This is a genomic window from Streptomyces durhamensis (assembly GCF_000725475.1).
Lineage (GTDB): Bacteria > Actinomycetota > Actinomycetes > Streptomycetales > Streptomycetaceae > Streptomyces > Streptomyces filipinensis.
Window position 1 is genome coordinate 1 of the sequence record NZ_JNXR01000065.1, and the last position, 12,025, is coordinate 12,025.

A 12,025-nucleotide genomic window follows, 5' to 3' on the forward strand; every position below is an offset into this window, starting at 1 on the left:
CTTCGAAGTGGTCCAGGCCCAGGCCGTGCTTGAGTTCGTGGTAGTCGTGCTCGATCCGCCAGCGCATCTTCGCCCATCGCACCAGGTCGGCGATCGGGGTGGTGGCGGGCAGGTTGGTCATCCAGTAACCGGTCGGCTCGTCGGCATCTTCGGGTCGCATATTGCCGTCCGGCAGCCGCTCGGCCATCGGCTGGATCGACTTGCCTCGGCCGTCCAGCATCAGATCCCGCAGATAACACTCGCCCCACCGCCGCTGATCCCGCCGCGGCACCGAAGCAAACACATCGCCAACGGACTTCGCTAACTCACCCCGGAGCCGTTCCACTTCCCCCAGCCTCACACCACGAATCACCACCAGACGAGATCACTCGACGTAACGAAGCACTACTAAGGCCTGTGTGATGTTGTGATCAGCCGGTGGTTGGCAGGAGATCGTCGACCCAGATCATTGAGGCGCGGAGGTGGAGGCCGACGAGGTAGCTCTCGGGGGTCTTGTCGTGGCCGACGGGCCGGCCGCCCTTGCTGCCCTTCTTCTTCCGGTTGGCGGCTTGGTCCTTCTTCTCCGGGAGACGCGGCGGAGCTGAGGGTGACCCGGTCAACCTGTATGGCCGCGATGACACGGTTGAGTTGGATTCAGCCGGATCTTGCTCGTTCCGCGCCGGGCAGGAACGATCATCGGGACCTGTGCCCACCTTGTGCCGACCAGCGGTCGACGTGCCCGAGCACGTGATCACGCTGCAGCAGACCCTCGACCTCGCCCGGTCCGTCCATGCCGGCCACCCCCAACTTCCCCTCGCACTACGCCTGATCGAGAACACAGGCGTCCGCAAACGCCATCTCGTCCAACCGATCGACGAGACGCTGCGGCACCGCGGGTTCGAGGCCCGCAACCGGCGGTACGAGGCGGAGGCGAAGGCGCGGGTGCCACCCGTGGTCCACCGGGCCCTGGCCAACGCCGGGCTGACGGTCCGGGACATCGATCTGATCGTCTATGTGTCCTGCACCGGCTTCATGATGCCTTCGCTGACCGCCTGGATGATCAACAGCATGGGTTTCCGCTCCGACACCCGGCAGATGCCGATCGCACAACTCGGCTGCGCCGCCGGCGGTGCGGCGATCAACCGGGCCCACGACTTCTGCACCGCCTACCCCGAGGCCAACGCGCTGATCGTCGCCTGCGAGTTCTGCTCGCTCTGCTACCAGCCGACCGACCTGTCCGTGGGCACCCTGCTGTCCAACGGACTGTTCGGCGACGCGGTGGCGGCGACGGTCGTCCGCGGCCAGGGCGGTACCGGCATCCGGCTGGAGCGGAACGGCTCCCACCTGGTGCCCGACACCGAGGACTGGATCGCCTACAGCGTCCGCTCCACCGGCTTCCATTTCCTCCTGGACAGGCGCGTCCCGGGCACCATGGAGCCGCTCGCGCCGGTCCTGACCGAGCTGGCGGGCCGGCACGGCTGGGACGCCTCGGCGCTGGACTTCTACATCGTCCACGCCGGCGGCCCGCGCATCCTGGACGACCTCTGCAACTACCTCGGCGTCCCACCGGAGGCCTTCCGCTTCAGCCGGGCCACCCTCACCGAGTACGGGAACATCGCCAGCGCCGTCGTACTGGACGCGCTCGGCCGGCTGTTCGACGAGGGCGGGACCGCGGAACGCGCCAAGGGCCTGATCGCTGGCTTCGGCCCCGGCATCACCGCCGAGATCGCCCTCGGCCGGTGGGCCACCCAGCGAGTCCGCGACCGGCCGGTGGCCGCCGCCGCACTCGACCTCGCGCGCTGAGCCGCCACGCCCTCCCCGCCCCGACCCCGGAAGACCGGCATGACCGTCGCACCCTCGTCCCCCGTCCACTTCTGGACCCCGCCCGACCTCCCCGGCCTCACCTTCGACCCGATGCTCGCCCGCCTGCTGCACGAGGAACCGGTCTCCCGGATCCGGCTGCCGAACGGCGAGGGCCACGCCTGGCTGGTGACCCGCCACGAGGACGTCAAGTTCGTCTCCGTCGACCCCCGATTCAGCCGGCAGGCCGTCGTCGGGCGGCCGGTGACCAGGCTGGCCCCGCACTTCATCCCGCTCGACGGCGCGGTCGGGTTCGCCGACCCGCCGGACCACACCCGGATGCGGCGGGTGGTCGCCAAGGCGTTCACCGCCCGCAGCATGCGCCGACTGCACGACCAGGCGCAGGAGCTGGTCGAGAGCCTGCTCGACGCACTCGAAAGGCACGGGCCGCCGGCCGACCTGGTGGCCCACCTCAACCGCCCGTTCCCCCTCGCCATGGTCAGCGAGCTGATGGGCGTACCTGCCGAGGACCGGGACCGGATGGCCGGATGGTCGGAGACCGTCATCTCCGCCGCACACGGACGCGAGGCCAGCGAACGTGCCAAGGCCGAACTGGCCGCGTACTTCACCGACCTGCTCGCCCGCCGCCGCACCGACCCCCGCGAGGACCTCACCAGCGTGCTGGCCGAGGCGACCGACGCGGGCGTGCTCGCCGAGCACGAGGCCGTCGGCCTCGCCGGGCTGGTCCAGATCAGCGGCGCCCACGCCGTCCGCAACAACAGCGCCAACATGGTCTACGCCCTGCTGACCCGGCCTGCCCACCTGGCCCGGCTGCGCGCCGAACCAGCCCTTCTCCCGCAGGCCGTCGAGGAGTTGCTGCGCTACATCCCGCACCGCAACGCCGTCGGACTGTCCCGGATCGCACTGGAGGACGTCGAGGTCGGCGGAGTACTGATCCCGGCGGGCGACCCCCTGTACGTGTCATACCTGACCGCCAACCGGGACCCGGAGGTCTTCGCCGACCCGGAGGAACTCGACTTCGACCGCACCGACAACCCGCACGTCGCCTTCGGGCACGGCCCGCACTACTGCCCGGGCGCGGCGCTCGCCCGGATGGAGTCCGAGATCATCCTCGGCTCGCTCTGGCGCCGCTTTCCAAGGCTGCGGCTGGCCGTTCCCGAGGAGCAGCTCCGCTGGCAGCGCGGCGCGCTGATCCGCGGGCCCGAAGCACTGCCGGTCGAGTGGTGACCGGGCACCGGAACGCGGAGGAGCAGGCCACGCGCCGGCCGTACCGGGCCGACGGCCTGGTGGTCCCGCCCGGTGGCGGACACACCATCGAAACCGCCGCCCAGCAGGTCACCTTCAAGGTCACCGGTGCGCACTCGCTCATCGCGTCCACGTTCGAGGTCGTAGTGCCACCGGGGTTCGACGTCGGCGCCCACACCCACAGCCACAGCGAGGAGTTGTTCTACGTGCTCGAGGGCGAGCTCGATGTGCTCGCCTTCGAGCCGAAGCTCCGGACCCGCGACGACTGGCACGACTGGGAATCGCACACGGGAGAGCGCCCGGTCCGCGCCACGGCCGGCACCCTGATCCTGGTGCCGCCCGGCTGCCCGCACGCCTTCGCCAACCCCACTGGGCGCCCGGCCCGGATGCTCTTCCAGGCCGCGCCGCCGCCCGATCACGAACGCTACTTCGAGGAACTGCTGGAACTGCTCAACGCCGACGGCGGGATCGATCGGCACGCCGTGGCCCGGCTCCGCCGCCGGTACGGAATCGAGCAGCTCACTCCACTCCGGCACGCGCCGGCCGCCGACCGCAGGACGGGAGAAGCCCGATGACTCAGCCCTCTCCGGTCGAGCCCACGCCGAGTACGGCCGGAGCGGCCGTCCATGACTGGCCGGTGGACCACCTGGACGCCCTGGAGTTCGACCCGCTGCTGCACCGGCTGCTGCGCGAGGAACCGGTCGCGAGGATCCGGCTGCGGTTCGGCGAGGGCGACGCCTGGCTGCTGACCAGGTACGAGGACGTCAAGGCGGTCACCGGCGACCCGCGGTTCAGCCGGGCGCTGACCGTCGACCGTCCGGTGACCAGCATGACCCCGCACCGCCTGGCCCCGACCGGCGGCATCGGACGCACCGACCCGCCCGACCACACCCGGCTGCGCCGGCTCGTCGCCCAGGCCTTCAACCGGAAGCGCGTGGCCGACCTGCGGGTCGGGACGCAGGCGATCGCCGACCGGCTGGTGCGCGCGATGGTGTGGCAGGGGCCGCCCGCCGAGCTGACCGAGAGCCTGACCGGCCCCCTGCCGGAACGGGTCATCGGCACGATGCTGGGCCTCCCGCCGGCCGATCTGCCGCGGCTGCAGGGGTGGCGCGCCGTGATCCTCTCCAGCAGCTGTTCGCCGGACGAGGGCAACGCGGTCAAAGCCGATATCGCCGGCTACTTCAGGGAGTTGGCCGACCATCGGCTGCGCGAGCCGGGCGACGACCTGTTCAGCGAACTGGTTGCCGCCCACGCGGAAGGCGCGCTGAGCCGGCCGGAGCTGATCTCGCTCTCGGTGATGGTGGTGCTCAACGCCCTGGACCAGGTCCGCAATCAGACCTCGACCATGGTCTACACGCTACTCACCCACCCCGAGCAGCTGGCCCGGTTGCGGGCCGAACCGGCCCTGCTGCCGGCCGCCGTCGAGGAGCTGCTGCGGTTCATCCCGCAGCGCAACGGTGTCGGCCTGCCACGGATCGCCACCGAGGACGTCGCCATCGGCGGCGCCCTGATCCGGGCCGGTGAGGCGGTGTACGTCTCGTACCTCGCCGCCAACCGGGATCCGAGCGTCTTCACCGACCCGGACCGGCCGGAGCTCACCCGCGCCGAAGCGCCGCACCTGGCCTTCGGGCACGGCACGCACTACTGCGTCGGGGCGGCGCTCACCCGGATGCAGGCGGAGGTCGTTCTGGGCACGCTGCTGCGGGAGTTGCCGGGCCTGAGGCTCGCCGTGCCGCCGGGCCGGGTGAGTTGGCGCCGCGGCACCGTCAACCGAGGGCCCGAGACACTGCCGGTGACCTGGTGAGACCCGCCCTCGGCACGTGATCGACCGGACCGGCAAGCCTGTACGGTCACAGCATTGACTGGGACGAGTTCGTGATCGCGGGCGAAGGCGATCGCTGCGCCGAACAGAGCGCGGGCCGGAACTCGTCCGGCTGGCATCCGGTAGGACTCTGTGTGTGACGCGTAGGCAACTCACTGACAGCCAGTGGAAGTTAATCGAGCCGCATCTGCCGATTGGCGAGTACGGCCCGTACCCGGAGCGGTTGCGAGATCAGCTCGAAGGGGTGATCTGGCGGTTCCGCTCCGGCGCTCAGTGGCGGGAGGTGCCCTCCGAGTTCGGTCCCTGGGCGACCGTCTACGGTCGCTTCCGGGTCTGGAAGGACGCCGGCGTCTTCGAAGCCCTGCTGGAGGGGGTGATCGCGGAGGCCGCGAAGCGGGGCGAGGTGGACTTGTCGCTGGTCAGCGCGGACTCCACCACGGTCCGCGCCCACCACGACGCCGCCGGTATGCACCTGGACCCCGACGCTCTGGCCGCCCTGGAGAAGGCCGCCGACGAGGCGGAGAAGGCCCGGCAAAGGGGGGCTGCCCGGAAGGACAAGCCGGGCAGGACGCCTCGGACGACCCGGAACGGGAAGAACGGCGACGAATCCGACGCCGGCGCAAGCTCCGGTTGAAAGCCGCCCTGCTCAGGCGTTCCAGGGGCGGACAGACCAGCAAGATCCATTGCGCGGGCGACCGCAAGTGCCGGCCGCTCGCGTTCCTCCTGACCGAGGGACAGGCCGCCGACAGCCCGCAGTTCATCCCCGTGCTCAGGAAGATCCGGGTCCGGGTGCCGGTCGGCCGTCCCGCACCCGGCCCGACGCGGTTGCCGGGGACAAGGCCTACTCGTCCCGCGGCAACCGCGCCCACCTGCGCAAGCGCCGCATCAAAGCGGTCATCCCGGAGAAGAAGGACCAGGCCGCCAACCGGAAGAAGAAGGGCAGCAAGGGCGGCCGGTCCGTCGGCCACGACGCCGACCTCTACAAGGAGCGGAACACCGTCGAGCGCCTGATCAACAAGCTGAAGGCCTGGCGCGGCATCGCCACCAGATTCGACAAGACCCCCGAGAGCTACCTCGTCGGCCTCCACCTCCGCGCCTCAATGATCTGGGTCGACGATCTCCTGCCAACCACACCGACGTGCATCTGCACGATCGCCCCTGGGCGCAGGGCATCCAGCGCCCTGCGCACTGCGCGGTCCACGCTCATGCCGCCCTTGATGCCCTTCCATCCGTTGGTGTCGGTGGTGAACTCGATATCCGCGAAGCCCAGCCCATTGACCTCCCTGATCTGCGCAGGACTGGTCTCGCTGTAGGGAAAGCGGAAGAACGGCGCCAGGGCTCCTCCCGCGCCGGCCGCACCCAGAGCCCGGTCCGCTGCCTGGACCTCGCGGCGCCTGCCGGCCGCGGTCAGGTCCTTGAAGTAGGGGTGACTGTAGGAGTGGTTGCCCAGCCCATGCCCCGCAGCCGCGATTCGCTTCACCACCTCGGGATACCGGTCGGCGAACTCGCCGGTCAGGAAGAACGTGGCAGGCGTCTGCCGACGGGCGAGCTCCCCGAGGATGACGTCGAGGCCCGCGTCGTTCCAGGCCGCGTTGAACGTCACCGCTGCCACCCGCTCGTGTGTGCGGATCACTCGGTTCTCGGATCCGAACAACGCACGCAGGCATGCCTCTTCCCCCTCCCTCGCCAGGCGACAGGCGTCGGATGTGGCCGCTCGGGCCCGGCGGCCGGGCACTACCGCCCAGGGGACAGGGATCAGCCCGGCGGCCGCCCCGAGCATGCGGCAGGACACAGCACGACGCGCGACGACGGCAAGACGTGTTTCCATGCCACCGTCATCGGCCGTCCGGGCGCCGCCCTTGAGCGCCTGAAGCCACTGCCGACCGGCGCGGTCTCCTTCGCGCTGGACGAGGTCGGGTGCGTGATGCTGTCCGCGTTGCGGGACCGGGCACGGAATGCCCCCACCACGGCAGTGTTGAGCATCGCGCGCAACATCATTCGGTTCACAGTGAGGCTCCGCCACCTTGAAATCACAGGTCAATGGGCTGGCGCGACCGGCTCTCGGGGTGTTCGTGCTGGTCGTCGGCGGCAGTCTGCGGAGTAGATCGTTTGCCGGAGCTGGACGGTTCGGCAAACAACACCATCACGGCCTGCACTTCCTCGCCCTGACCGACGAGAAGGGCCGGCTGATCTGGATATCCGCCGCCCGGCCCGGCCGCACCCACGACAACACCGCCGCCCGCCACGACCACGTCCTGGCCCACCTGCGCGGCGCCGGCCTCGGGGCCCTGGCGGACCTCGGCTTTCGCGGTCTGGACAACGCCGAACTCGACCCCGTGATCGTCACCGGCTTCCACGCCACCCGCACCCACAAGGTCACCCCAGGCCAGATGACCGCCAACCGGGTCCTCGCCGTCGGACGCGCACCAGTCGAACACGGCTTCGCCCCCTTCAAGACCTGGCGGATCCTCACCAAGCTCCGCACCGAACCCGCCCGCGCCACCTGCCTCCTGCGCGCCCTGCTCGTCCTGACGAACCTCGAAGTCAACCGCTGAGACAACGTCCGGCCCCGTCCTGTACCCAGCCTGCGTGTAGTGGGAGGTTGGAGGGCCTGCGCCGCTCGGGCGACAAGCACTCCAACTGCTGCAGAGAGGATCGATCATGACCTCGGACCACGACATGCTGTGGAGTCGCTGCGCGTACCTGGGTCGCGTCCTGCTGCCACTGCTGGACCAGGAGCCATGGCGTCAGGATCGCCGCCGAGAGCGGCTGCACTCCTGGGGCATTGACGTGACGGTGGGGGAACGACTCATGGATATCTTCGCGTCCTTGGCCGCTCACGCTGTCGCGGTGGACACCTCCTTGTCCGCATCAGAGTTCGAGACCCTGCCCCTCAGCACCGTGGCCGACGCGGCGACCGGCAAGCAAGACTTCGAACTACTCGCTGGCCTCCCAGACACCTTCGCCGACGACCGCGACGACCTTGCAGTCAAGGCTTTCCGCTTGTACGCCTATAAGGTCGGTCAGACCAGTCTCCAACTCTTTCGGCTGGGCACGGAAGTGCGTCATACGCTGACCGTCCTCGCCGCCCGCGAGTCGGTGCCGTCCCCCACGTGCGGAGACATCTTCGGCCGGGCGGACGAGGCACACCTGCCTCTGTGAGCACATCTTCTCCGTGGCCAACGGGCCTCAGATCAGCAAGAGCGACGATCTGCAACAGTGCAGACAGGCACAGCTGTGGCGCGTGATCTACAAGGCGGCGTTCGATCAGGCCTCGGGTGCCGCACACGCTGACGAGGTGACCAGAGACTTCTCCTACACCCGCGGAGAGGCAGAAGCCCTGATCGGAATCACTGTCAGCCTCCTCCGCGCCGTCTCAGCTCCTGGCATGGGACGCTCTTCGGCCAGGCGGCGCCGCTGGCAGTTGTCTCTCCCCCATCTTCACCAGCCCCGCAGGCGCTGCCTCGGTGCCGTGCGGCACCGGACACGCCGCCACCATCTGTGATGAATCACCGTGGCCGAGGGTTCCGCAGGCGGGTGTACTCCTGGGCCCTCTCAACCCGTGCACGATGTGGACCGCCCGGGCTCTTGCAGCGCGAATCAGGGCCCTGGCCGCAGTCCGGGCGTGTCACCTCGTACACCCGCCAAGGCCGTGGGACGACCTTCGGATTCGCTTTCTGCTGGGCCTTCCGTTCGTCCACGATCGGCTGCACTCGCTCGTCGTGGGGAAAGTCGCGCACCTTGCCGGCATCAGTGCCCTCGGCGAGTACGCAGGGCTTGCCCTGCCCCGCGTGACAGCGCGGACAACTCCTCTGGATCCAGTACCGGCGCGCCACCTGCTTGTGCAGCGGGGTCCACGGCAACTGCGCCCCGTCGGCAGCGCGCCGCTTCCAGATGGCGACATCTTGTGCCTGTCCGGCAGTCACACGGTCTCCCGCCAAGGCCGCTGTCCGGATCAGATCCGCCACCTGAGAGTGCAGGTCGTGCGAGTACGCATCATGACGGCGCAGGCCGCTGAGGATGGTGCGAAGGCGGCTGGCAGCCTCCGCCGCCTCCCGCTCGGTAGCCGCCTCTGCCTCGACTGCTTCCTGCGTGAGGCTGTCGAGGCCGGCGAAGTAGTCGGTCGCCCTCTCCACGATCGTGTCCTCGGCCTCCGTGCGGTCGGGCGAGGCGGTCATGTTGACGCGAATCAGGAGCCTGCGCACCTGCCCGGCCTCTGATCGGACACCGCCTTGTCCAGGCGGGCGAACAGCCTGTGACGAATCCCAGCCTGCTCCTCCAGCCAGATGTGCGCGTGCCGTACAGCGCTCTCCAGTTGGTCCTGGATCTCCTGGCTCGCTCCGGACAGATCAGCGATCTCACCGCACACCTGCCTCACCATGACCACAGACTCGACCCGGCGTGCATACAGCAGCCGGCGCAAAAGCCCCTGGGCTCGTGCATCCGGCTTGGGCACCTTCTTCGCCTTGCCAGGGGACCCACGCGACGGAGGCGGTGCACTGCGGGCTTGAATGATCCGCTCGACCGCCGGCGTCGCCAATCCACGCTCCGTCATCGCGCATTCGTCCAGGCCGAACCACTCGGTGGGCCGTGCGAAGGCTTCCGTGCCGATATGGACCCGGCGGGCTGTGCCCTCGCTGTCCAGGCGGATGCGGTGCACGTACCAGCGGCGGATCAGCGTGTCCCGGTCCACCGGTACCGACAGCCCCAGCACCGGCTCGCTCTCGCCGTCCCACTCCGGGGCCACCGCCTGGTCCAGGTGCACCCGCAGCCCCCGGTCTTTGAACGAGTCCGGATGGTGGGCAAAGTGACAGGCCCGATCCGTATAAAGCTTCGTGGTCAACTGTCCGCCACAACAGCCGCCAAGCAGCAGACCGCGCCAGAACGTGTCGTCCGTATGCAGACGACGGAAAGCGTCCAGCTCGATCGCCTCCAACGGCGCATCAGCGGCACCTCCGAGTCCGCACTGCCCAGCACCGCGTCTGAATCTGCCGCCTGTCGCCCTGCAAGAAATCCCCGCCTTTCGCGCCAACCCATCTTGCCGTCAGCACAATTGGCGCTCCAGACCACAACAGCCGAACCCGCGGCGCCGTGACGGAGCGCCGCTGCGCTTCGCCGTACGGCCGTCGCCGTCCGTTCTCCGGCCTGCCCCATCGCAACCCGCGGCACGACCCATCTCGCAGCCGCTCATGCCTACCCCCACGGGGCGTAGCCGAGGTTCAGGTGCCCGAGGCCCGCCAGGCGGACCCCGGGGAGGGCGTCGAGGAGGTCGGCCTGGGCGGCGCGGACCGCGGGCGGAGGGCGGGCGCCAAGAGTGCGGCGGGTCCTCACGACGATCGCCGTACGGACAGCCAGGCAACGATCGCCCGCTCTCGCAAAGGAGATCACTTTCTGACGAGCGTGGCGTCCGCCGCCACCATCACGATGGCTCGCACCTGGTCGATGATGTCCAGCCGGTTGCGCACAAACTCCGGATCGGTGACCGTTCCGGTCGCGGGGTCGGTGTTGCCGACGCCGAACTCCAGGACCGGGGTGTGCACATGGCCACCGGGAAGCGTGTCGTGCAGGCCCAGCCGGTCCCGGAGCAGCGTGGCCCGGTAGGCGATCTCGTTGGAGAGGTAGTTGCCGCCGCCCCCGGCGCGGGCCGTGGACCCAGGGGTCGGGCCGTCCGGTCGTACGACGGGATCGGTGCCGCCCGCCGGGATCTCGGTCACCTCCGTGTGGTCGTACACCGGGAACCGGCCCGTGTGTGCGGCCACGATGGCGGTGTAGGGCAGTGTCGTGGTCGTCCACTGCGGTTGGCTGGCCGGATCCGTGACCGGGACAGTCTCCGTCCGAGAGACGTTGTCGTTGTCCGGGAAGCCGCCTCGCCAGGCCCCGTTGGTGCGCTCGATGTCGAACCGGCCGGCCCGGCCCTGGCTCACGGTCGTGAACAGGTCCACCTTCGGCAGGTACGGCCGCAGCGTCCGCTCCACCGTGCCATCGGCAAAGTCCTGCCAGCGCACAGGAAACACGACAGTCTCGATCCGCGCGGGCCCCTCCGCTGTCTCGACGACCGTACCGTCGAGCGCGAGCGCGTTCGCCCCGGACGGGTTGGAGATACGGATGTCCCGGTCGAGGGTGAAGGGATCGAACCCGGTGAGCAGGATGCGCTTCACGTGCGCGTGCCCGGGATACCGGATGTCGGTCTGCCCGCGCGAGGTCCGCTCCAACTGATCCAGCAAGGTGTCCCGCTGGGCGTCCGTGATTGCAAAGTCCGCCTCCCAGGTGCGCAACTCCCGTGTCATCCCCAACCGGGCCCAGTACAAAGGCCGGTCGTCGTCCGGGCTGAGATCACCGCCTGCCGGCCCCTGCCCCTGCGCCCGCGCCACGGCCCGCCGCCACAGCGCGGACCCGTCCCGTACGACGATGCGCCGGGCTTGTGTGAAAGAGCGGGTGGTGGCCAGCTCACTTGCGAACTCCCGTGCCGCGTCGTCGAATCCGGAGCGCCGGAGGATCGCCTGCGGTACGGCCCCGTCGAGCCGCAGTTCCTCGACGGTGGGCGAAGGTGTCGTCGGAACGGCAGTAGCCGTAGTGGGCACGGACAGGCCGGTGAACAGGGCAAACCCAAGGGCGCCGAGTCGAACACGTATGCATTTCAAGGCGGTTCGAGTCCTTCCATCGCCGTGGGACACGTTGTGCGGTGGGCACCGGAAGTATCCCGTGGCGCAAGTGATCTACGCCACGGTTCGGGTGACCTTCCCGGCCTCCCTAGGCAACCCCCGCCGCGGGAACCTTGAAACTCGCACCGGAACCCCCTGCCGCTGAGCGAGGAATCGGCTGCGCTAGCCCGGGTGGTTACCGGACGGGCCAGCGGTAAGAAGATCGTGCTCACCCCTGAATAGCAGACGACCTCAGCAGGAACATCCCGCCCCAGCGCACCCGCCCGCATCGCGATCCGGGAGGCACTGCACGGGTCACCATCTGTCCGGCGAACAGGCGCCGGGCCGGTGCCTCCACCGCTCAGTCGCCCGCCTGAGCGCCTCTCGCTCAAGACAGCCCCAGCTCTCCAACCTGAGGACCTCTTAGAGCTCCTAACGGAATGCGGTTCGCAGGCGGCGCCAGCAGATCAGCGAGCAGGCGAGCTTGAGGAACGCCTCGTGGATGTCGTCGCGGATC

General features: G+C 69.4%; 12 protein-coding genes and 1 pseudogene. 7 read left to right on the plus strand and 6 right to left on the minus strand.

Annotated elements, in window-relative coordinates:
• A partial coding sequence (locus IO33_RS53280) for a transposase (RefSeq protein ID WP_245236068.1) occupies positions 1-340 on the minus strand: 340 nt, incomplete at its 3' end.
• A 344-nt stretch (positions 341-684) separates the two neighbouring features.
• On the opposite strand from IO33_RS53280, the gene IO33_RS0141605 reads away from it, so the two are divergent.
• The 5 genes and pseudogenes from IO33_RS0141605 to IO33_RS48845 all read left to right on the plus strand — a co-directional run.
• A complete protein-coding gene (locus IO33_RS0141605) occupies positions 685-1,782 on the plus strand; it encodes a type III polyketide synthase (RefSeq protein WP_051927312.1) in 1,098 nt (365 codons plus the stop codon).
• A 39-nt stretch (positions 1,783-1,821) separates the two neighbouring features.
• Positions 1,822-3,027: a cytochrome P450 gene (locus IO33_RS0141610; protein ID WP_031174284.1), complete on the plus strand. Its 1,206-nt coding sequence runs from the start codon at positions 1,822-1,824 to the stop codon at positions 3,025-3,027.
• Entirely contained in the window at positions 3,024-3,620 is a 597-nt protein-coding gene (locus IO33_RS0141615; protein ID WP_107069511.1) for a cupin domain-containing protein, read from the plus strand. The genes IO33_RS0141610 and IO33_RS0141615 overlap by 4 nt, the downstream gene beginning before the upstream one ends.
• Positions 3,617-4,849: a cytochrome P450 gene (locus IO33_RS0141620; RefSeq protein WP_031174286.1), complete on the plus strand. Its 1,233-nt coding sequence runs from the start codon at positions 3,617-3,619 to the stop codon at positions 4,847-4,849. The genes IO33_RS0141615 and IO33_RS0141620 overlap by 4 nt, the downstream gene beginning before the upstream one ends.
• Positions 4,850-5,003: 154 nt before the next feature.
• Positions 5,004-5,997, plus strand: a pseudogene (locus IO33_RS48845) (IS5 family transposase); the annotation flags it as partial.
• Here the strand turns inward: IO33_RS48845 and IO33_RS53285 are convergent.
• Positions 5,937-6,695, minus strand: a complete 759-nt coding sequence (locus IO33_RS53285; RefSeq protein WP_078964163.1) for a polysaccharide deacetylase family protein — start codon at positions 6,693-6,695, stop codon at positions 5,937-5,939. The pseudogene IO33_RS48845 and the gene IO33_RS53285 overlap by 61 nt on opposite strands.
• A gap of 196 nt (positions 6,696-6,891) precedes the next feature.
• On the opposite strand from IO33_RS53285, the gene IO33_RS0141640 reads away from it, so the two are divergent.
• Positions 6,892-7,422: a transposase family protein gene (locus IO33_RS0141640; protein ID WP_245236067.1), complete on the plus strand. Its 531-nt coding sequence runs from the start codon at positions 6,892-6,894 to the stop codon at positions 7,420-7,422.
• A 106-nt stretch (positions 7,423-7,528) separates the two neighbouring features.
• Positions 7,529-8,029: a hypothetical protein gene (locus IO33_RS0141645; RefSeq protein WP_031174290.1), complete on the plus strand. Its 501-nt coding sequence runs from the start codon at positions 7,529-7,531 to the stop codon at positions 8,027-8,029.
• A gap of 347 nt (positions 8,030-8,376) precedes the next feature.
• On the opposite strand, the gene IO33_RS53290 is transcribed toward IO33_RS0141645, so the two are convergent.
• From IO33_RS53290 to IO33_RS0141660, 4 genes are all read right to left on the minus strand, one after another.
• Positions 8,377-9,072, minus strand: a complete 696-nt coding sequence (locus IO33_RS53290; protein ID WP_051927315.1) for a zinc finger domain-containing protein — start codon at positions 9,070-9,072, stop codon at positions 8,377-8,379.
• Complete coding sequence (locus tag IO33_RS53295; protein ID WP_051927316.1) at positions 9,057-9,803, minus strand: hypothetical protein; 747 nt, start codon at positions 9,801-9,803, stop codon at positions 9,057-9,059. Before IO33_RS53295 ends, IO33_RS53290 begins: the two co-directional genes overlap by 16 nt.
• A 257-nt stretch (positions 9,804-10,060) precedes the next feature.
• The gene (locus tag IO33_RS0141655; RefSeq protein WP_157858081.1) at positions 10,061-10,198 is read right to left on the minus strand and encodes a hypothetical protein; all 138 of its coding nucleotides are present in this window, start codon (positions 10,196-10,198) and stop codon (positions 10,061-10,063) included.
• A 53-nt stretch (positions 10,199-10,251) separates the two neighbouring features.
• Positions 10,252-11,508 (minus strand): pyroglutamyl-peptidase I, encoded by a 1,257-nt coding sequence (locus tag IO33_RS0141660; protein ID WP_031174292.1) that lies wholly within the window; start codon positions 11,506-11,508, stop codon positions 10,252-10,254.
• Between the last annotated feature and the right edge of the window lie 517 nt (positions 11,509-12,025).